The sequence below is a fragment of the Micromonospora sp. A3M-1-15 genome (assembly GCF_024213425.1).
GTDB lineage: Bacteria > Actinomycetota > Actinomycetes > Mycobacteriales > Micromonosporaceae > Micromonospora > Micromonospora chersina.
Map to the genome: position 1 here is coordinate 650463 of NZ_JANAVK010000001.1, position 19232 is coordinate 669694.

The window sequence follows — 19232 nt, forward strand, 5'->3', positions numbered from 1 at the left end:
TGGCGGCGGAATGGCCGGCGGGTGGGGGTCGTTGTATCCCCGTGAACGATCGAGGAGGACGGCCCGCCGACGCGGGTGTCCCCGGCCCGGAATGTTGGTGGGCCGCCGGTCGTTGTACATGGTCCCGGCGCGACGAAGAGGCCCAGCCCCGCACGCCGGATGATCCCCCAAGACTTTGTTGAGCGCCTGACGGTGCTTGCGCACGGCCGACCCCCATCGGCGTGGTGCGCCAACCCCCAAGGAGCTTTCCCTCATGAACACGATGCTGCGTAAGAGCGTTCTCGGTATTGCTGGTCTGGCCTTCACCGGTGGCATCTTCGCCGGTCCGATCGCCGCCCACGCCGCTGAGCCGGTGCACAGCACGAAGCCGGTCGCGGTGAGCGTGCAGGGCGCGCAGTCGAAGATCGACCTGAACGACGAGCAGACCGCCAACGCCAAGGCGATCATCGCCGCCACGAAGAAGGCCGGCCTGCCGGAGCGGGCGGCGGTCATCTCGATCGCGACCAGCCTGCAGGAGTCGAAGCTGGAGAACCTGGGCCACCTCGGCGACCGCAATGACCATGACTCGCTGGGCCTGTTCCAGCAGCGCCCGTCCTCGGGTTGGGGCACGCCGGAGCAGATCACCGACCCCGAGTACTCCACCCTGGCGTTCCTGAAGGGTCTGAAGCAGGTTGACGGCTGGCAGGACATGCCGCTGACCGAGGCCGCCCAGACCGTGCAGGTCTCGGCCTACCCGGACGCGTACGCGCAGTGGGAGCAGCAGGCCGCCGACATCGTCGCCCACAACTGGAACAGCTGACACACACAAACGAACGCTGGCCGGCACCCCGCAACACGGGGTGCCGGCCAGCGGCGTCTCCGGGTCAGGCCGGAGGCAGGACGAGGGTCCAGGTCGTGGTGGTCGTGCTGGCCGCCGCGCCCACCGCGGCCAGGCCGCCGTAGGTGCCCGTCGGCACGCTGCTGCCCGAGTCGGCGAGGAGCGCGGTCACCCGCCCGCCGCCGGTCTGGGAGCTGTTGCTGCGTACCTCCACGCCGGCCGGCGGGGTGAGCGCCGTGGACAGGCCGTCCCCGTGCATCCAGTACGACACGGCCCAGCTCTGGCCGGTGGTCACCGGCGCGGACGGGGTGATCCGGGTGGCGGTGCTGGCCGAGTCGGTGGCCCTGGCGAAGGCCGGTGCGCTCGGCGCGACCCCCCGGTACGCGGCCACGATCAGGTTGCCCTTGGACTGGGCGTCGAGGGCGACGCGTACCGCCGATCCGGCGTCTCCGGGGGCGGCGACCTTCCACCAGGCGGTGGTGGTGGCGAAGCCACCGTCGAGCCGGTCGAGGCGGGTCCAGCCGGTGACCCCGGTCGGCTCGCCGGTGCCGGTGTGGGTGTTCTGGCTGAGCAGGAGCAGCAGGGTGTCACCCGTTTGGACGGTCGACGGCACGGTGATGGTGTGGCTGGTCCAGTTGGCGTTGGCGGTGGCCTGCCCGACGAAGGAGATCCGCTCGGGCACCGGCGCGACGGTGACGTCGACGGTCGCGGTGCCGGTGGCGCCCCGGTCGTCGGTGACCGTGAGGGTGACCGGGTAGGTGCCGGCCGCCGCGTACGTGTGCGAGGTGGTCGGCACGGAGACGGTGTCGTCGGTGGACCCGTCGCCGAAGTCCCAGCGGTGGTCCTGGATCGCGCCGTCGGCGTCGGTGGAGCCGGCACCGGTGAAGGTGCAGACCAGCCCGGAGCAGGTCGGGACGAGCTGGACCACCGGCGGCTGGTTGGCGGCGCCGCCGGAACCCTTCAGGATCTTCACGTAGTCGATGTCGCCGGCGAAGTAGTCGCAGGTGACCTTCACGCCGTCGCACTGGCTCTTGCCGCCGATGGAGAGCTGCCAGTTGTTCGCGATGGTGCCGGTCGGTCCGGTGAGCCGGCTCATCCGCACCCCGTCGACGTACATCTCGACGTAGGTGGAGGTGCGGTTGCAGGTCACGGTGTGCCACTGGCCGTCGTTGATGGGCACGTCGGTGTAGCCGGTCCGGGAGGCGCCGTCGCCGCCGCGGAACAGGCACTTCGGCTTGCCGCCCGGCGCCTCGAACTTCCAGTAGCCGCCGGCGGTCGCGCCCTGTCCCTTCTGGAGGATGTTGCCGAAGGAGTACGTCGTCCGGTAGCGGATGGTGAACGAGAAGTCCCCGGCGTCCGGGTTGAACTCGGTGCTGTGCGGCACCAGGTTCACGTGGCCCGGGACGTACTCCTGGTCGGTGGGCAGGTGGGTGGCGAACCGGTGCCCGGTGGCGCCGGCGTAGCGGGCGCCGGTCACCACCTCGGCCCCGACGGCGCCGTCGCGGCCGTTGCCGCTGCTGTCCTTGAGCACGGTCGACCCGGCCGGCTCGTCCATGCTCCAGAACGCGACGGTGCGGGTGGCGGTGGCCTGCGCGGGCGCGGCGCCCAGCGCCACCCCCGTGGCCACGAACAGGGCGGCCACGCCCAGCCGGGCGGTTGTGCGCCGCCACCGTCCCTGCCTGACTGACCGCATACGATCGCCTCCCAGCTCCACGGGCCCCCACCCTGTCACGCTGCCGGCCAGCCGTTCCATAACCCGTTAAGCGGATCCGTACCAGGTCCTCCGTGCGGCCGGGCGACCGATGTGGCCAGTGGCCGGCGACCCGCTGGACGCCCGCACCGGGCGACCGGCCGGGCGGGCCCACCGAAGTCGGCGGGTGCGGGGTGCAAAACAGAAGGCCCGCCACCGCCTGCGGTGACGAGCCTTGTGTCGCTCGGTAAAGCTGGTGGGCGATACTGGGTTTGAACCAGTGACCTCTTCCGTGTCAAGGAAGCGCGCTCCCACTGCGCCAATCGCCCGGGCGCTCGCCGGATCACCGGCGACGGTCGGCCCGCAAGGGGCGGATCGCGAGCGGACGACGGGATTCGAACCCGCGACCCTCACCTTGGCAAGGTGATGCGCTACCAGCTGCGCTACGTCCGCGTTGTCGCCGGCTCGCGTCGGCGACGGGTGCAACTGTACCCGATGACAAGATCGCCGCGCGGTGGGGCCCCGGCGCGGCCGGGACCGCCTGGGTGACGGCCGTCACAGACGGGTGATTGCGCTGCTCGCCATGGGGGTACTGACTGCTGCGACAGCACAACCGTCCCCCCGAAGGAGGCTGTCGTGGGTATCGGAACGAGCATTTTCCTGATCGCGGTGGGCGCGATTCTCACCTTCGCGCTGGACGCCAGCGTCGGCGGGGTCAACCTGGACGTCGTCGGCTGGATCCTGATGGCGGCCGGTGTCCTGGGCCTGATCATGACGACGCTGGTCTGGGGTCGCCGCCGCGAGGTGGTCACCACCGCCGAGCCGGTCGAGTACCGGCGGGTCGAGGAGCGCCGGGACGTGGCCCCGCCGCTGTGATCGACGCCGGACCGGGCCGACGGAGCTGATCGGTCCCCAGTCGCGTGCGAAACGGGGGCGCCGCCCGGCGCCCCCGTTTCGCGTACCCCGGTCAGCGCATCAGCTCGTTCAGCGTGCCGTAGTCGAGCGCGTCGGCCAGCGCGCCGTACGTCCCGGCGGTGAACGCCTCCTCGGCGGCCCGTCGGGCCACCGCGTACGCGGCCTCGGCGACCGAGGAGCCGAGGCTCACCCGGGCCACCCCGAGCTTGGCCAGCGCCGCCACCGGCGGGGCGCCCGGCCCGGCCAGCACGTTCAGCGGGGCGGGGATCGCGGCGACCAGGGCGGCCACGGTGTCCGGGTCGACCACCCCGGGCACGAAGATCCCGTCCGCTCCGGCGGCCAGGTACGCCCCGGCCCGCGCCACCGTCTCCTCGATCCCGCCGACGCCGCGCAGGAAGGTGTCGACGCGCGCGTTGACGTACAGCGGGATCCCGGCCCGGTCCGCGGCGGACCGCACGGCGGCCAGCCGGGCGGACTGCTCCTCGACCGGGCGCAGCGGCGCGCCCTCGGCGTGCCGGGCGTCCTCGACGTTCACCCCGACGGCGCCCGCCGCGAGCACCGCGGCAACGGTCGTGGCGACCTCGTCGGCGGTGTCGCCGTACCCGGACTCGATGTCGGCGGTGACCGGCAGCGGCACCGCGGCGGCGACGCGGCGGACGACGTCGACGGCGGTCTCGCGGCCGAGGGCGTCGCCGTCCGGGACGCCGCGGCTCCAGGCGACGCCCGCGCTGGTGGTGGCGACCGCGCGGGCGCCGGCCGCGGCGACGATCCGGGCGCTCGCCGCGTCCCAGGCGTTGACCAGGACCAGCGGCTCGCCGGGGACGTGCAGGGAGCGGAAGTGCAGGGCTCGGGTGTGGTGTTCGTTCACCCGGCCAGTCTCCGGCGGCGGCGCCGGCCGCCGTAATGTTTCAGTCCTGGCTGAAACGAAGGGGACGGCGTGGTCGCGATCGGGCTGTCGGCGGGCGGCGTGGCGCGGGTCCGCTTCGCGCTCTCCTGCCTGTGGGAGGTGATGGCCGGCGTCCGGGTGCTCCGCGACCCGGGCCGGCACGCGATCCACCTGCCGTGGGCCAACCGGGTCCGGCCGCGGCTGGCCGAGGTAGGGCTGCTCGACGGCCTGCTCGGGCAGCTCGTCCCGCCCGCGCCGGGCTACCTGCCCGACTTCCTCACCCCACCGCCGGCCGGCCTCACCCCGGACCTGGACCAGGAGCTGGCGGTGCTCCGCGCCACCCCGCCGGAGACGGTCCGCACCCAGCTCGATCTCTGTCCCGGCCCGCGCCCGGCGGCGGTGGCCGACCTGTACGCCGACCCGGACGCCGGGCTGCGCCGGCTCGCCGAGGAGATCGGCACGTACTGGCGGCTGGCCGTGGCCCGCGACTGGCCCCGGATCCGGGCGGTGCTCGACGCCGAGGTGTTCCACCGGGCCCGGCGGCTGGCCGAGGACGGCGCGGCCGGGCTCCTCAACGACCTGCACGAGCGGGTCCGCTGGGAGGGCGACGCCCTGCTGATCAGCCAGCGCCACTGCGACGCTCCGGACGTGCCGGACGGCAGCGGGCTGGTCCTGGTGCCCTCGGTGTTCGTCTGGCCGTCGGTGCTCAGCATCGCGGCCGGCGACGTCCCGCAGCTGGCCTACCCGGCCCGGGGAGTCGGCGGTCTGTGGGAGTGCCCGGCGGAGGCACCGGACGCGCTGGGCGCGGTGCTCGGCCGGGGCCGGGCGCGGCTGCTCGCCGCGCTGGACGCGCCGCGGTCGACCACCGAGCTGGCCCGGCGTACCGGGCTGTCGCCGGCCGGGGTGTCGCAGCACCTCACCGCGTTGCGGGCGGCCGGGCTGGTGGTGACGCACCGGCAGGGCCGGTCGCTGCTGAGCAGCCGGACGGCCGTGGCGGAGGCGCTGCTGGGCGCGTCGGCGTGACCGGCCGGGACATGCGAGAGGCCGTGTCGAATGATCGACACGGCCTCTGCGCTGGTGGGCGATACTGGGTTTGAACCAGTGACCTCTTCCGTGTCAAGGAAGCGCGCTCCCACTGCGCCAATCGCCCTCGCTCAACTGCCGAGGTGGAGACGGGATTTGAACCCGTGTACACGGCTTTGCAGGCCGTTGCCTCGCCTCTCGGCCACTCCACCGAGGTTGCCCCCGACATGCGTGGCGGCAGCTCCGAGCGGACGACGGGATTCGAACCCGCGACCCTCACCTTGGCAAGGTGATGCGCTACCAGCTGCGCTACGTCCGCGTGCCCCCGGAGTTATCCGGTGACGGATGAGAACTTTAGCCGAGGCCGGGAAGGGTTGCCAAATCGGGTCCCCTTTCGGGCGCGTCCGGGTGACGGGGTTTCCGGCGCCCGGAGCTTCCTAGGAGCCTGGGTGGCGGGTGGAGGAGGGCCGAGCAGCCCGCCGACCTGCGGATCCGGCCTCCCGAACCGCCGTCGCGGCACTGTCCGGGATCCGACTGTCGTACGGCAGACCGGCCGCTTCGGTAACTCCTCGTGGTCAATCGGATGGGCTACGGTAACCAACGTGACGAGACGTGCCGCCGAGATCCGCCTGGACGCGCTGCTGCGCACGGCCTGTGAGGTGATCGCGGAACGGGGACTCGCCAACACCCGCACGGCCGACGTGGCCGAGGCCGCCGGGGTCAGCCAGGCCCTGGTCTTCTACCACTTCGCCACCAAGGACCGGCTGCTCGCGCAGGCGTTCGCCTACGCCGTCGAGCAGGACCTGAACCGGCTCGACACGGTGGTCCGCTCCAGCGCCCCGCCGCTGACCAAGCTCCGCCGGATGCTCCGCCTCTACGCCCCGGCCGGCCGGTCGACCTCCTGGTCGATGTGGATCGACGGCTGGGCGGAGTCGCTGCGCACCCCGGAGTTGGAGAAGCTCTCCCGCCGGCTGGACCTGCGGTGGCGACGCGACCTGGCCGCGGTGATCAGCGACGGGGTGGCCGACGGCACCTTCGACTGCCCCGACCCGGCTGGCGCGGCCTGGCGGATCAGCGCGGTGATGGACGGCCTCGCGGTGCAGCTCGCGGTGCACGAGCGGGTGATCACCCGCCGGCAGATCGCCGAGTGGGTCCGCCTCGTCGCGGCGCGCGAGCTGGGCCTGGAACCGGCCCAGCTGGACTGAACGCGGCCGGTCCGGAGGGGGTCGCGCGGCGCTGTCGCAGCCGGTCCCGGGCCGGCGGGTGGACGTTGGCCAGCTCCAGGTCGCCGCCGTAGTGGGCGAGCACCCGGTGGTCCATCACCCGCCGCCAGACCGGCGGCAGCAGCGCGGCGACCACCATGGTGGCGTAGCCGGCGGGCAGCTGCGGGGAGGCGTCGAAGCTGCGCAGCGCCTGGTAGCGGCGCAGCGGGTTGGCGTGGTGGTCGCTGTGCCGCTGAAGCTGGAAGAGGAAGACGTTGGTGACCGTCCGGTCGCTGTTCCAGCTGTGCCGGGGGTCGACCTTCTCGTAGCGGCCGGCGGCGGTGCGCTGCCGGGCCAGTCCGTAGTGCTCCAGGTAGTTGACCACCTCCAGCAGGGAGAAGCCGACCACCGCCTGGAGCGCGAGGAAGACCAGCACACCGGGGCCGAAGGCGACCGCCAGCACGGCGTAGAGCAGCACGGTCATGGCCCAGGCGTTGAGCACGTCGTTGCGCCAGGTCCACGGGGAACGGCCCCGCAGCCGCAACCGGCCGCTCTCCAGCCGCCAGGCCGAACGCAGGCTGCCCCAGACCGTACGCGGCCAGAACGCCCAGAACGTCTCGCCCAGCCGGGAGCTGGCCGGGTCCTCCGGAGTGGCGACGCGGGTGTGGTGGCCCCGGTTGTGCTCTACGTGGAAGTGCCCGTAGCCGGTCGGCGCGAGGGCGATCCGGGAGAGCCACCGTTCCGCCGTCTCCCGCTTGTGGCCCAGCTCGTGGGCGGTGTTGATGGCGATGCCGTCGACCACCCCGACGGTGGCGACCAGGCCGGCGGCGGCCGGCCAGGACAGCCCGCCGTACGTCCACACGGCACAGCACAGCACCAGGGCCGCGTACTGGGCGGGCAGGTAGAGGTAGGTGAGCCAGCGGTAGTAGCCGTCGGCCTGGAGCGCCGGGACCATCTCCTCCGGCGGGTTCTCCCGGTCGTCCCCGATGAGCAGGTCGACCACGGGGATGACGCCGAACACCACCGCCGGGGTGAGCCACCACGCCCAGCCGGCGCCGGTCGCGTGCCAGAGCGACCAGGCGATGAAGGGCAGCGCGGGAACGAGCAGGGCGAGCGGCCAGAGCGGCTTGCGGGTGTCCCGCCAGGGGACGGTGTCGGTGCCCATCGTCAGCCTCCGATCCGTGAACTCCTGCCCAGACTGTGGCAGCCGTCACGGCGTTTTACAAGAGGCAATGTTTTGTAAACCGATCTACCGCCGGCGCCCCCGGGCCGGGGGCCGCTCGAACGCCCACCCCGGGTCCTCCGGCGCCTCGGGGGCCGGGCGCAGCAGGCGCCGCATCCGCAGCAGCAGCCCCGCACCGAGGAAGACCAGCAGCCCGCCGAGGAGGAAGGCGCCCTGCACCACGCCGAAACCGCCCGAGGTGGACACCGGCCGGCCCGCCGCGCCGGGCGGCGGCGGCTCGACCACCGCCGCCTCGCTCGACGGCTCCTCGGTCACCGGCTCCTCGGTGGCCGAATCGGTCGGCTCGGCGCTGGACGGGCTGGGCTCCGGCGTCGCCTCGGTCGGCTCGGCCGTCGCCTCCCGCCCCACCACCCCGCGGGCGGCGGTCTGCCGGGCCAGCAGGCGCAACTCCGGGTCGTACGCCTCGGCGGCGAAGCTCACCCGCCCGCGGCCCACGTCCTCGGCGAAGGCCACCCGGTAGCGGGCCGTGACGGTGCGGCCCGGGCAGAGCAGGCCCGGGTCCAGGTCGCGGTCGGTGAGCCGGGCGGTGTCCCCCTCGGTACGGATCTCCAGCGGGAAGGAGCCGCCGTCCTCCACCCGGTCCACCTTGACCTGGTCCAGCCGCAGGCCCTGCACCCGCAGCAGCATCGACCAGCGCACCTTGACGCAGCCGCCCCCATCGGACCGGGACACCACGGCGGAGAGCGTCTCCACCCGGCCCCCGGCGGTGAACTCGTCCGGCAGGCCGCTCAGCTCGGTCGAGAAGGCGGCCGCCGCCCCGGCCGGCACGGCCGCGCCCAGCCCGGCCCCCGCCAGACAGGTCAGCACCACCCCGATCCGCAGCGCGCACCGCCACCCGCTCACCACCGTCTCCTCCCGTCGGCCGCGTCCACCCCGAAACGCTAGGAGCGCCACCGGCGCCCCGGTAGACGGGCGTGTTCGCACGAACCGCCAACACCGGGGTCGGTTGTCACCGAACGTGGTGAACCGGTCACGCCCGCGCCGCGACACGCCCGGGATCGCCCGCCGGCCCACGTCCGGGGTACGACAGAATCACCCGGTGTCCGACCTGTCCGCGGCCTTCGTCCGGCTGCACGCCCGGCTCACCCCGGTCGCCTTCGTCCCCGAGGTGCGGCTGCACCAGGCCGACGAGCCGATCGGCCTCTGGGAGCTGACCGAGGGCGAGTTCCACAGCGCCCAACCGCCGCCGTTCTGGGCGTTCGCCTGGGCCGGTGGCCAGGCCCTCGCCCGCTACGTCACCGACCATCCCGAGCTGGTCGCCGGCCGGCGGGTGCTCGACCTCGCCTCCGGCTCCGGCCTGGTCGCCATCGCGGCCGCCCGGGGCGGCGCGGCCACCGTCCGGGCCGTCGAGGTGGACGAGCGGGCCGTCGCGGCCGTCGCGCTCAACGCCGAGGCCAACGGGGTACGCGTCGTCGCCGAACTCGGCGACATCCTCGACGGCGACGCCGGAGGCGCCGAGGTGGTGCTGGCCGGGGACGTGTTCTACAGCGAGGCCATGGCCCGCCGGATGCTGCGCTTCCTGCTCCGGGCCGCCCGGTCCGGGGCCCGGGTGCTGGTCGGCGACCCCGGCCGGGCGTTCCTGCCCCGCGAGCGCTTCCACGAGCTGGCCGCGTACGAGGTGCCCGTGCCGGAGGCGCTGGAGAGCGTACGGGTGAAGCACACCACCGTGTGGGAGCTGGACCCGGCTCCGCCCGGAGCCGCCCGCTAGCGTGACGCCGTGCTGTTCCGGGGCTGGGGGGAGTCCGTCGACGGTCCGTGGCCCGACGCGGCCACCGTGGTCGACCACGTCGGCGTGCCACACCTGGTGGTGACCCGGCACGCGCTGGTCCGGCGGCTGCTCACCGACCCGGAGACGTTCCGGCCGGACAACGCCCTCGACGCGGTGACCCCGATCCCGGTGGCCGCGCTGCGGGTGCTCGCCGGGCACCGGTTCCGGCTGCCCCCGACGCTCGCCAACAACGCGTCGGCCAGCCACCCGGAGATCCGCGCGATCGTCGCCGAGGCGCTGCACCCGGACCGGGTGGCCGCCCAGCAGCCGTGGCTCACGAGCCTGGTCCGGGAGCGGGTGACCCGGCTCGCCGCCGCCCTCGCCGCGGGCGAGCCGGTCGACCTGTACGCCGGGCTCGCCGCCGACCTGCCGCTGCTGGTGCTGGCCCGGCTGGTCGAGCTGCCGGACGCCCCGGTCGGCGCGGTCAAGGACTTCGCCCGGGCCGCCCTGGAGCTGTTCTGGGCGCCGCTGGACGAGGCCCGGCAGCTCGCCCTCGCCGCCGAGGTGGGCCGGTTCCACACCGTGCTCCGCGCGTTCGCCGCCACCGGGGGCGGGCTGGCCGCCCGGCTGCGCGCCGCGGGGCACTCCCCCGACGTGGTGGTCGGCGCGCTGTTCTTCCTGCTGGTCGCCGGCCAGGAGACCACCTCGCAGTTCCTCACCCTGCTGCTGCACCGGCTGGCCGGCGAGCCGGCGGTGCGGGCCGGCCTGCGCGCGGGCGAGATCCCCGTCGCCGACGTGGTCGAGGAGGGGCTGCGGCTGGAGCCGCCGATCGTCACCTGGCGGCGGGTGGCCGCCGTGGACACCACCCTCGGCGAGGTCGAGGTGCCGGCCGGCACCAGCATCGTCGCCTGGCTGGCCCGGGCCGGCCGGGACCCGGCCGTGGTGGCCGCGCCCGGCGAGTTCCGGCCCGGGCAGCGCGGCTCCCGCCGGCACCTGGCCTTCGGGGCCGGCCCGCACCGGTGCGTCGGGGCGCAGCTGGCCCGGATGGAGGCGGCCGTCGTGGTGGCCGAGGCCGCGCCGCTGCTCGACGGGGTGACCGTGGTCCGGCCGCCGTGGTGCCCGGACAACCTCACCTTCCGGATGCCCGACGCGTTCATGGTCCGCCGGACCTGACGAAAGTCAGGGCCGACCGGTGCCCATCGGTGGCGGTGCGGCACCCCCTCCGCTCCCTACCGTCGGCGCATGATCACACTTCGTGGGTTGACGAAACGGTTCGGCGCGGCCACCGCGGTCGACGACCTGACCGTCGAGATCGGACCGGGGCAGGTGACCGGCTTCCTCGGCCCGAACGGCGCGGGCAAGTCCACCACCATGCGGATGGTGCTCGGGCTGGACCGGCCCACCGCCGGGCAGGCCCTGGTCAACGGCCGGCCGTACCGGGAGCTGCGGTACCCGCTGCACGAGGTCGGCGCGCTGCTCGACGCCACCGGCGTGCACCCGGCCCGCTCCGGCCGGGCGCACCTGCGGGCCATGGCTCGCAGCAACGGGATCCCGGCCCGGCGGGTGGACGAGGTGCTCGACCTGGTCGGGCTGGACGGGCGGGCCGCCGGCAAGCCGGGACGCGCGCTGTCGCTCGGCATGGGCCAGCGGCTCGGCATCGCCGGGGCGCTCCTCGGCGACCCGCCGGTGCTGCTGCTCGACGAGCCGGTCAACGGGCTCGACCCCGACGGGGTGCGGTGGATCCGCCGGTTCACCCGGGGCCTCGCCGACGAGGGACGCACCGTGCTGATCTCCAGCCACCTCATGAGCGAGATGCAGCAGACCGCCGACCGGGTGGTGGTGCTCGGCCGGGGCCGCCTGGTCGCCGACGCGCCGCTCGCCGAGCTGATCGCCGCCCGGCCGGCCAGCCCGGTCCGGGTACGCGGGCCCGAGCCGGCCGGCCTCGCGGCGCTGGAGGCTCGGCTGGTCACCGAGGGGGCGACGGTCGACCGCGACGAGGACGGGCTGACCGTCACCGGCGTCACGGCCGGCCGTGTCGGCGACCTCGCGTACGAGCTGGGGGTGCGGCTGCACGAGCTGACCCCGGTGGCCGCCTCCCTGGAGGAGGCGTTCCTGGAACTGACCGCCGGCAGCGTGGAGTACGCGGCCGGCCCGACCGGAGGCGAGACCCGATGACCGCGCTGCCCACCCGCACCCCGACCCGGCCCGCGTCCCGGCCCGCCCCGGCCGGCGGCCCGTTCACCGGGGCCGTGGCCGCCGAGTGGACCAAGCTCTGGTCGGTCCGGTCCACCTGGTGGACGCTGCTGGCCGCCGCGCTGACCATGGCGGCCACCGCCGGCCAGCTCGCCATCTACGCGGTCAACGCCAACACCGACGACGACCCGACCGTCAACCCCGGCATCGTCGACGTCGGCGAGGTGGTCGCCGGCGCGCTGGACCTCACCCAGTACGTGGTGCTCGCCCTCGGCCTCTTCGCGATCAGCAGCGAGTTCGCCACCGGCACGATCCGCACCACGCTGCGCTGCACCCCGTCGCGGGGACGGGTGCTGGCGGCCAAGGCGGTCGTGGTCGGCGTGGTGACGTTCCTGGCCGGGCTGCTGCTCGGCGCGGTCGGCGCCGCGGTCGCCCGGCCGGTGCTCGGCGAGTGGGGTCGCGCCCCGCTGGTCGGCACCGTGGGTGACGTGGTCGCGTCGGCCGCCTACCTGGCGCTGGTGGGCGTGCTGGCGCTGGGGCTGGCGGCGGCGCTGCGTGGCGCGGTGCTCACCCTGACCGTGCTGTTCGCGCTGCTGATGATCGTGCCGCTGTCGCTCCAGGAGCCGGGGATCACCGTGCTCACCCGGATCGCCGACGCGTTCCCCGGCGTGGCCGGCAACCACTTCCTCGCCGGGGACACCGAGCCCTACCCGGCGGCGGTGGGCCTGCTGGTGCTCGCCGGCTGGGCCGGGGCCGCGCTGGCGCTGGGCCGCTGGGCGCTGCGCCGCCGGGACGCGTGAGCGGGGGCGGGGCTGGTCAGCCGGTCGGCGGAACCAGCCCCGCCTCGTACGCGAGGATCGCCGCCTGCACCCGGTTGCGCACGTCCAGCCGGGTGAAGATGCTGGTCAGGTAGCTCTTCACGGTGCCCTCGACGAGGTGCAGCCGGCGGGCGATCTCGGCGTTGGACAGCCCGGCCCCGACCAGGGCGAGCACCTCCCGCTCCCGGTCCGTCAGCCCGGCCAGCCGGTCCCGGGCGTACGGGCCGCGGGCCAGCCGGCCGCCGCTGAGTTCGATGACCCGGCGCGCCACCCGCGGCGACAGGTACGCCCCGCCGTCGGCCACCGCCCGGAGGCCGGCCAGCAGCTCCCGGGGATCGCCGGACTTGAGCAGGAACCCGCTCGCCCCGTGACCGAGCGCCCGGGAGATCAGGTCGTCGTCGCCGAACGTGGTGAGCATGACGCTGGCGGTCTCCGGCACCAGCCGCCGGATCTCCGCCGCCGCGGCCAGCCCGTCCTGCCGGGGCATCCGGATGTCCAGCAGCGCCACCCGCGGCCGGTGTGCCCGCACCAGCTCCACGGCCGCGTGGCCGTCGCCCGCCTCGCCCACCACCTCGATGCCCGGGTCGGCGGCCAGGATGGCCCGCACCCCGGCCCGGACCATCGCCTCGTCGTCGGCGAGCACGACCCGCAGGGGGCGCCCGTGGTCGTCGGTCATCGCGCGATCTTCTCCTTGCTGACCAGCCGGCCGTCGGCGAAGCAGAGCCGCCAGGTCGGCTCGGCGAACGGGAAGTTCCCGTCGGTGTAGTACTCACAGCGACCCGGGGCGGCACCGGCCGGCGGGTCGGCCTGCCGGCGGGGCAACCCGAGGGCGTCCCGCTCCTCGCCCAGGCGCAGCCGCTCGTAGCCGGACCGGTCGAGGACCGCGCCCGCCGTGGCGAGCGGGTAGTAGACCAGCGCGAGCACCAGGGCGAGGCCGGCCGGCGCGCCGAACGCCACGAGCAGGCTCCGCCGGGCCCGCCGCCGCGCCTCCCGCAGCCGCCGTGCCGCGTCACCGGGGCGGTCTCCCGGCGCGGGGCCTGTCCCGTCAACGTCCCGGAGGCCGTCATCCGGCTCGGCGGCCGGGCTGGCGAGGCCGGTGGATCGACCGGGGCCGGCGCCGGCCGCGGTCGGCACGGCGAGGCCGTCGGGTCGGTCGACCCCGGCCGCGGCGGGCGCCGGGCCGGCCGTCAGCGGCAGGTGCGCCGTCACCGCGAAGCCTCCGCCCCGGGGGCCCGCGTCCAGCGCTCCCCCGGCCAGGCGGACCCGCTCGCGCAGGGCGACCAGCCCCGAACCGTGCGACGCCGGCCCGGGCAGCGGTCCGTTCGGCGCCGCCCCGTTGACGACCGACACCGCCACCTCACCGCCCGCCCGGCCGACGGTGACCGTGACCGGGGCGCCGGGGGCGTAGCGGGCGGCGTTGGTCAGCGCCTCGCGGACCACCCGGTGCACGGCGTGCGCGACGAGTGGCGGCAGGTCCGCGCCATCCGGGTCGGCGCGCAGCTCGACCGACAGCCCGGCGTCGCGGGCGCCCTCGACCAGCTCGGCCACCGTCTCGCCGGCCGGCCGCAGCGACCCGGACCGCTCCTCGCGGAGCACGCCGATGATGTCGTGCAGCCGCTCGGTGGCCGTGGCCACGCTGGCCCGCAGCTCGCCGGCCGCCGCCCGGTGCGCGGGTGGCAGGTCGGCGGCCAGTTCCAGCGCGGCGGCGCGCAGCGCGATGAGGCTCAGGTCGTGCCCGAGCGAGTCGTGCATGTCCTGGGCGATGCGGGCGCGTTCGCGCAGCCGTACCCGCTCCACCGCGGCCCGCCGCTCCCGCTCCTCGGCCTCGGCGTGGCGCGCCCCGGCCTCGGCGAGCGCCCGCTGCTGCCGCCGCAGCCGGCCGAGCAGCCAGGGGAACACCCCGGCGAAGAGCAGGACCGAGGCGAGCAGGAACCAGGTGGCCGGGTTGGTGCCGAGCAGCCCGAGGTTGACCGCGGTGCCGGCGACCGCGACGGCGGCGAAGCCGGCGGCCACCCGGCCGGCCCCGGCGCTGCGCCGGCCGGCCAGGTAGCTGAACACCGGGATGGCGAAGACGAAGTTGCCGTCGACGAGCGAGCCGAGCACCACGGCGAGCAGCGCCGCGAGGGGCCACCGGCGGCCGAACCCCACCGCGAGGCCGAGCAGCGCCAGCGAGCCGGCCAGCAGCGGCACGGCGTGGCGCGGCCAGGGCGGGGTGAGCCCGGCGTACGCCACCGGGGCGGCGACCACGGCCCAGAGCAGCAGGTCGCCGGCCCGGCGCCGGACGGCCGGCGGGGTTGGCTGCGCTTCCACGGCGGCCAGGCTACCCACGGCCGGGAGGGCCGGACACCGACGAAAGTCAGGTGCTCAGCTGATCTCCTCGGCCCAGGCGCGCCAGTCGTCGAGGACGCCGTAGAGCGCCGGGGTGAGCCAGCCCGGGGCGGACCGGCGGAACACGCCCGGGTCCATCCCGCCGGCGCCCATCGGCACCGCGCCCAGCAGGTTCGGCACCAGGTCGGACAGGTTGAGCCAGTGCACCAGCTCCGGCTCGGCCGGCCAGGCGCCGATCACCACGCCGGCCGGGATGGCCCGGCGTTCCAGGGCCTCCAGGGTCAGCGCGGTGTGGTTGAGCGTGCCCAGCCCGGCGCGGGCCACCACCACGGCCGGCGCGCCCAGCGACACCGCCAGGTCGGCCACCGTCCAGGGCTCGCCCGACGGGCGCAGCCCCATGGGTACGAGCAGCCCGCCGGCCCCCTCGACGAGCACCAGGTCGTGCTTGTCGGCCTCCTCGCGGACGGCGTCGACCGCGGTGTAGAGCTCCAGCGGCTCCAGCTCGGCGACCCGGGCCGCGGCGAGCGGGGCGAGCGGGTCCGGGTAGCTGGCCAGGGTCCGGCCGGTGAGCGGGGCGGCCAGCCGGGTCACCGAGTCGACGTCGCCGGGGTCGCCGGTGGCCGTACCCGTCTGGCCGGGCTTGACCACCGCGACCCGCAGCCCGGCGGCCTGCGCGGCGGCGGCGATCGCCGCGGTCACCACGGTCTTGCCCACCTCGGTGTCCGTGCCGGTCACCAGCACCGGCCCGGTCCAGCCGTTCGTCATGAGCCCTCCTCTGTTCGCGACTGCGGGGCTCGCAAACCCGGCTCACTCCTCGCGCTCACGGTGCACACGCCACGATCACGTCCAGGGCCCGTTCGAAGTCGGCCCGTTCGACCCCCGCGCTGATGGTCAGCCGGAGCCGGGACCGACTGTCCGGGGTGGACGGCGGCCGGAAGCAGCCCACCGCCACGCCCCGGTCCCGGCAGTCGGCCGCCCAGGCGGTCGCGGCCTCCGGACCGGGGGCGGTCACCGAGACCACCGCCCCGTCCGGGGCGGAGACCTCCAGCCCGGCCGCACCCAGCCGGCGCACCGCGAGGGCGGCCCGCTCGGCCAGTTCGGCGCGCAGGCCGTCGCCGGCCCGGGCCAGCCGCACCGCGGCGCGTACCCCGGCTACCACGGCCGGCGGCGGCGCGGTGTCGAAGATGAAGGTGCGGCCGGTCTCGACGAGGTGCCGGACGAACTCCGCCGGCCCGGCCACCACACCGCCGGCCCCGCCGAGCGCCTTGGACAGGGTCGCGGTCACCACCACGTCGGGCTCGCCGGCCAGCCCGGCCCCGGCCACCCCGCCGGCCCCGGCCGGGCCGGTGACGCCGAGCGCGTGCGCGTCGTCGACAAGCAGCAGCGCGCCGTGCCGGCGGGCCACGGCGTGCAGCGCCGCGAGGGGGGCGAGGTCGCCGTCGACGGAGAAGACCGACTCGGTCACCACCACGGCCGGGCGGCCCGGGGCGGCGGCCAGCGCCGCGGCCACCGCGTCGACGTCGCCGTGCGGAGTGACGATCGTCTCGGCGCCGGAGATCCGGCAGCCGTCGATCAGCGAGGCGTGGTTGTGGGCGTCGGAGACGAGCAGCGTACGCGGCTGCACCAGGCCCCGGACGGCGGCGAGGTTGGCCAGGTAGCCGGAGGAGAAGACCAGCGCCCGGTCGGTGCCGAGCCAATCGGCCAGGTCGTCCTCGAGGGCGTGGTGCGGGTCGGTGGAGCCGCGCACCAGCCGCGACCCGGTGGCGCCCAGCCCGTACGCCGACAGCGCCCGACCGGCGGCGGCGGTGACCTCCGGGTGGGTGGCCAGGCCCAGGTAGTCGTTGCCGGCCAGGTCGACCACGGCGTCGCCGGCGGCGCGCGGGCGCAGCGTGCGGGTGAGCCCCGCCTTCGCGCGCAGCTGGGCGCGGCGGTCCAGGGCCGCCAGCCAGTCCGCCACCGTCACGTCCCTCTCCCCGACCCGTCGCCCCGCCGGGCGCTTCCGCGGGGCGAAGTTACCACCCGCCCGGACGGGCCCGGCGTGGCGCGGTCCGGCTCGCCGGGCCTGCTCCCGGGGGCCGGACGCGGCCGTTTCCCGGCCCCGGAGGGGCCTTGTAGGGTACGAGCCATGCCAGAGATCCTCGACCAGGCCCGGACCCAGGTGCTGGAGAACGGCGTCGGCCTCGACGAGGCCGGCGTCCTCGCCGTGCTGAACCTGCCCGACGAGCACCTGCCCGCCGCCCTCCAGCTCGCCCACGAGGTGCGGATGCGCTGGTGCGGCCCGGAGGTCGAGGTCGAGGGCATCGTCTCGCTGAAGACCGGCGGCTGCCCCGAGGACTGCCACTTCTGCTCGCAGTCCGGCCTGTTCACGTCGCCGGTCCGCTCGGTCTGGCTGGACATCCCTGCGCTGGTCGAGGCGGCGAAGCAGACCGCGGCGACCGGGGCCACCGAGTTCTGCATCGTGGCCGCCGTGCGCGGCCCCGACGCCCGGCTCATGAAGCAGATGCGCGAGGGCGTGGCCGCCATCAGGGCGGAGGTGGACATCCAGGTCGCCGCCTCGCTCGGCATGCTCAGCCAGGAGCAGGTCGACGAGCTGGTCGAGATGGGCGTGCACCGCTACAACCACAACCTGGAGACCTGCCGCTCCTACTTCCCGAACGTGGTCACCACGCACTCCTGGGAGGAGCGCTGGGAGACCCTGAGGATGGTCCGCGAGTCCGGCATGGAGGTCTGCTGCGGCGGCATCCTCGGCCTGGGCGAGACGGTGGAGCAGCGCGCCGAGTTCGCCGCGCAGCTCGCCGAACTGGACCCGCACGAGGTGCCGCTGAACTTCCTCAACCCCCGCCCGGGCACCCCGCTCGCCGACCGCCAGGTGGTCGAGGGCAAGGACGCGCTGCGCGCCATCGCCGCGTTCCGGCTGGCCATGCCGCGCACCATCCTCCGGTACGCGGGCGGCCGGGAACTCACCCTCGGCGACCTGGGCACCCGGGACGGCCTGCTCGGCGGCATCAACGCGGTCATCGTCGGCAACTACCTGACCACTCTGGGCCGGCCGGCGACCGACGACCTGAAGCTGCTGGACGACCTGAAGATGCCGGTGAAGGCGCTCTCCGCCACCCTGTGAGGACGACGTGACCGAGCTTGTCGAGCCCGCGACGCCGGCCGGCGCCGCGCTGCCGCTCTGGTGCGACCGCTGCGGCGAGTCGGTGGCGGCGGGCCCGCACGGGGCGTGCGCGGCGGCCCGGGCGCTGGAGCCGCCGCGCTGGTGCGCGCACTGCCGGCGGCGGATGAAGGTGCAGGTCGTGCCGACCGGCTGGTCGGCGGTCTGCGTCGAGCACGGCGAGATCCGGGGCTGACGTGCTGCGGGGGCGTGCGGTGACGTTGCGGCCGGCGACCGACGCCGACGTGCCGGCGCTCGCGGCGATGCGGGCCACCCCGGAGGTACGCCGCTGGTGGCGCGGCGACGACGACCTCGCCGAGGCGGTCCGCGCCGACCTGGCCGACGACGACCTGACCGTCTACGCGATCGAGCACGACGGCAGGCTGGTCGGCGCGATCCAGTGGTACGCCGAGACCGACCCCGACTACCGCCACGCCAGCCTGGACATCTTCCTGGACCCGGAGGCCCGCGGCGCCGGCCTCGGCGGGGACGCCATCCGCACCCTGGCCCGGCACCTGGCCGACGAGTACGGCCACCACCGCTTCACCATCGACCCGGCGGCGGCGAACACCGCGGCCATCCGGGCGTACGCGAAGGTCGGGTTCCGGCCGGTCGGCATCATGCGCCGCTACGAGCGGGGCGCGGACGGCCGCTGGCACGACGCCCTGCTCATGGACCTGCTCGCCGACGAACTGGCCGACTGAGTCAGCGGGTACGGATCCAGTAGCGCCGGAGCCGGCCCAGCTCGGTGTCCCGGACGTCGTCCAGCACGCCGCCGTGCCGCTCGATGGTCCGGGCCGAGGCGGTGTTGCCGTCGTCGCAGGTGACCAGCACCGGGTCGATGCCCCGCCGGGCGGCCTCGGCGAGCGCGGCGCCGAGGGCGAAGGTCGCCACGCCCCGACGACGGGCCGATGGGCGTACGCCGTAGCCGATGTGGCCGCCGGCGTTGCGCAGGAAGTCGTTGAGCCGCAGCCGCAGCGAGATGGCGCCGAGCACCTCGTCGCCCTCGACGATCCACCAGTAGAGCGCCGGCACCATGCCCTCGGGCAGTCGGGACTCGTCCTCGCCGTCCCGCAGCCGACCCACCCAGTCGGCGAAGCCCGCCGGCGAGTCCACGTCGTCGGTGGGGCGCAGCCCGGCGCCGTCCTGGTGGACGCCGTGCCCCCACTCGTCGCGGGCGGCCAGCCAGGACCGGTGCAGGCGGGTGGTCGGGGTGATCAGCTCGGGCACGCGGGGAGGCTAGCGTGGTATC

At 75.4% G+C, this 19232-nt stretch carries 20 protein-coding genes and 5 tRNA genes; 11 read left to right on the top strand and 14 right to left on the bottom strand.

Annotation, left to right across the window (positions count from 1 at the left end; genetic code table 11):
- The first annotated feature begins 253 nt into the window (after nucleotides 1–253).
- Nucleotides 254–799: a hypothetical protein gene (locus NLX85_RS02895; RefSeq protein WP_254331467.1), complete on the top strand. Its 546-nt coding sequence runs from the start codon at nucleotides 254–256 to the stop codon at nucleotides 797–799.
- Nucleotides 800–863: 64 nt separating this feature from the next.
- On the opposite strand, the gene NLX85_RS02900 is transcribed toward NLX85_RS02895, so the two are convergent.
- The 3 genes from NLX85_RS02900 to NLX85_RS02910 form a co-directional block, all read right to left on the bottom strand.
- Nucleotides 864–2510: a PKD domain-containing protein gene (locus tag NLX85_RS02900; protein ID WP_254331468.1), complete on the bottom strand. Its 1647-nt coding sequence runs from the start codon at nucleotides 2508–2510 to the stop codon at nucleotides 864–866.
- 251 nt (nucleotides 2511–2761) lie between these two features.
- A tRNA-Val gene (locus NLX85_RS02905) sits at nucleotides 2762–2836 on the bottom strand.
- Between the two features lie 51 nt (nucleotides 2837–2887).
- A tRNA-Gly gene (locus NLX85_RS02910) sits at nucleotides 2888–2960 on the bottom strand.
- 183 nt (nucleotides 2961–3143) lie between these two features.
- On the opposite strand from NLX85_RS02910, the gene NLX85_RS02915 reads away from it, so the two are divergent.
- Nucleotides 3144–3383, top strand: a complete 240-nt coding sequence (locus tag NLX85_RS02915; protein ID WP_254331469.1) for a DUF6458 family protein — start codon at nucleotides 3144–3146, stop codon at nucleotides 3381–3383.
- Nucleotides 3384–3474: 91 nt separating this feature from the next.
- On the opposite strand, the gene NLX85_RS02920 is transcribed toward NLX85_RS02915, so the two are convergent.
- Nucleotides 3475–4290 (bottom strand): isocitrate lyase/phosphoenolpyruvate mutase family protein, encoded by an 816-nt coding sequence (locus NLX85_RS02920; protein WP_254331470.1) that lies wholly within the window; start codon nucleotides 4288–4290, stop codon nucleotides 3475–3477.
- Nucleotides 4291–4359: 69 nt separating this feature from the next.
- Here NLX85_RS02920 and NLX85_RS02925 point away from each other — a divergent pair, with 69 nt between their 5' ends.
- Nucleotides 4360–5331: a helix-turn-helix domain-containing protein gene (locus NLX85_RS02925; RefSeq protein WP_254331471.1), complete on the top strand. Its 972-nt coding sequence runs from the start codon at nucleotides 4360–4362 to the stop codon at nucleotides 5329–5331.
- A gap of 52 nt (nucleotides 5332–5383) precedes the next feature.
- On the opposite strand, the gene NLX85_RS02930 is transcribed toward NLX85_RS02925, so the two are convergent.
- The 3 genes from NLX85_RS02930 to NLX85_RS02940 all read right to left on the bottom strand — a co-directional run bounded on the left by NLX85_RS02930 (nucleotide 5384) and on the right by NLX85_RS02940 (nucleotide 5650).
- A tRNA-Val gene (locus tag NLX85_RS02930) sits at nucleotides 5384–5458 on the bottom strand.
- Between the two features lie 14 nt (nucleotides 5459–5472).
- Nucleotides 5473–5543, bottom strand: a tRNA-Cys gene (locus NLX85_RS02935).
- A 34-nt stretch (nucleotides 5544–5577) separates the two neighbouring features.
- Nucleotides 5578–5650 (bottom strand) — tRNA-Gly (locus tag NLX85_RS02940).
- Nucleotides 5651–5933: 283 nt separating this feature from the next.
- Between NLX85_RS02940 and NLX85_RS02945 the strand changes: the two genes are divergently transcribed.
- Nucleotides 5934–6536 (top strand): TetR/AcrR family transcriptional regulator, encoded by a 603-nt coding sequence (locus NLX85_RS02945; RefSeq protein ID WP_254331472.1) that lies wholly within the window; start codon nucleotides 5934–5936, stop codon nucleotides 6534–6536.
- Here the strand turns inward: NLX85_RS02945 and NLX85_RS02950 are convergent.
- Together NLX85_RS02950 and NLX85_RS02955 are read right to left on the bottom strand one after the other, a co-directional pair.
- Entirely contained in the window at nucleotides 6457–7698 is a 1242-nt protein-coding gene (locus tag NLX85_RS02950; RefSeq protein WP_254331473.1) for an alkane 1-monooxygenase, read from the bottom strand. The genes NLX85_RS02945 and NLX85_RS02950 overlap by 80 nt on opposite strands.
- 84 nt (nucleotides 7699–7782) lie before the next feature.
- A complete protein-coding gene (locus tag NLX85_RS02955; protein ID WP_254331474.1) occupies nucleotides 7783–8619 on the bottom strand; it encodes a hypothetical protein in 837 nt (278 codons plus the stop codon).
- Nucleotides 8620–8815: 196 nt separating this feature from the next.
- Between NLX85_RS02955 and NLX85_RS02960 the strand changes: the two genes are divergently transcribed.
- From NLX85_RS02960 to NLX85_RS02975, 4 genes are all read left to right on the top strand, one after another.
- Nucleotides 8816–9484, top strand: a complete 669-nt coding sequence (locus tag NLX85_RS02960; RefSeq protein ID WP_254331475.1) for a methyltransferase — start codon at nucleotides 8816–8818, stop codon at nucleotides 9482–9484.
- 9 nt (nucleotides 9485–9493) lie between these two features.
- Nucleotides 9494–10657, top strand: a complete 1164-nt coding sequence (locus NLX85_RS02965) for a cytochrome P450 (protein ID WP_374628049.1) — start codon at nucleotides 9494–9496, stop codon at nucleotides 10655–10657.
- Nucleotides 10658–10726: 69 nt separating this feature from the next.
- Nucleotides 10727–11659 (top strand): ABC transporter ATP-binding protein, encoded by a 933-nt coding sequence (locus NLX85_RS02970; protein WP_254331476.1) that lies wholly within the window; start codon nucleotides 10727–10729, stop codon nucleotides 11657–11659.
- On the top strand, nucleotides 11656–12477 hold the full coding sequence (locus tag NLX85_RS02975; protein ID WP_254331477.1) for an ABC transporter permease: 822 nt from the start codon (nucleotides 11656–11658) through the stop codon (nucleotides 12475–12477). Before NLX85_RS02970 ends, NLX85_RS02975 begins: the two co-directional genes overlap by 4 nt.
- Before the next feature lie 16 nt (nucleotides 12478–12493).
- Here NLX85_RS02975 and NLX85_RS02980 read toward each other — a convergent pair whose 3' ends face one another.
- The 4 genes from NLX85_RS02980 to NLX85_RS02995 are packed head-to-tail and all read right to left on the bottom strand — an operon-like array spanning nucleotide 12494 to nucleotide 16780.
- Nucleotides 12494–13171: a response regulator transcription factor gene (locus tag NLX85_RS02980; protein ID WP_148427838.1), complete on the bottom strand. Its 678-nt coding sequence runs from the start codon at nucleotides 13169–13171 to the stop codon at nucleotides 12494–12496.
- The gene (locus tag NLX85_RS02985) at nucleotides 13168–14805 is read right to left on the bottom strand and encodes a sensor histidine kinase (protein WP_254331478.1); all 1638 of its coding nucleotides are present in this window, start codon (nucleotides 14803–14805) and stop codon (nucleotides 13168–13170) included. Before NLX85_RS02985 ends, NLX85_RS02980 begins: the two co-directional genes overlap by 4 nt.
- 54 nt (nucleotides 14806–14859) lie before the next feature.
- Nucleotides 14860–15588, bottom strand: coding sequence for a dethiobiotin synthase (gene bioD, locus NLX85_RS02990; protein ID WP_148427842.1), 729 nt, complete (start codon nucleotides 15586–15588; stop codon nucleotides 14860–14862).
- Between the two features lie 55 nt (nucleotides 15589–15643).
- Nucleotides 15644–16780 carry an 8-amino-7-oxononanoate synthase gene (locus NLX85_RS02995; protein ID WP_254333580.1) on the bottom strand — a complete coding sequence of 379 codons (1137 nt, stop codon included), beginning with the start codon at nucleotides 16778–16780 and terminating at the stop codon, nucleotides 15644–15646.
- Nucleotides 16781–16948: 168 nt separating this feature from the next.
- On the opposite strand from NLX85_RS02995, the gene bioB reads away from it, so the two are divergent.
- From bioB to NLX85_RS03010, 3 genes are read left to right on the top strand one after another with little or no spacing between them, the layout of a single operon-like run.
- Nucleotides 16949–17944: a biotin synthase BioB gene (bioB, locus tag NLX85_RS03000; protein ID WP_254331479.1), complete on the top strand. Its 996-nt coding sequence runs from the start codon at nucleotides 16949–16951 to the stop codon at nucleotides 17942–17944.
- A 7-nt stretch (nucleotides 17945–17951) separates the two neighbouring features.
- Complete coding sequence (locus tag NLX85_RS03005; RefSeq protein ID WP_254331480.1) at nucleotides 17952–18176, top strand: hypothetical protein; 225 nt, start codon at nucleotides 17952–17954, stop codon at nucleotides 18174–18176.
- Between the two features lies 1 nt (nucleotide 18177).
- Complete coding sequence (locus NLX85_RS03010; protein ID WP_254331481.1) at nucleotides 18178–18684, top strand: GNAT family N-acetyltransferase; 507 nt, start codon at nucleotides 18178–18180, stop codon at nucleotides 18682–18684.
- Nucleotide 18685: 1 nt separating this feature from the next.
- On the opposite strand, the gene NLX85_RS03015 is transcribed toward NLX85_RS03010, so the two are convergent.
- Complete coding sequence (locus NLX85_RS03015) at nucleotides 18686–19210, bottom strand: GNAT family N-acetyltransferase (protein ID WP_254331482.1); 525 nt, start codon at nucleotides 19208–19210, stop codon at nucleotides 18686–18688.
- Between the last annotated feature and the right edge of the window lie 22 nt (nucleotides 19211–19232).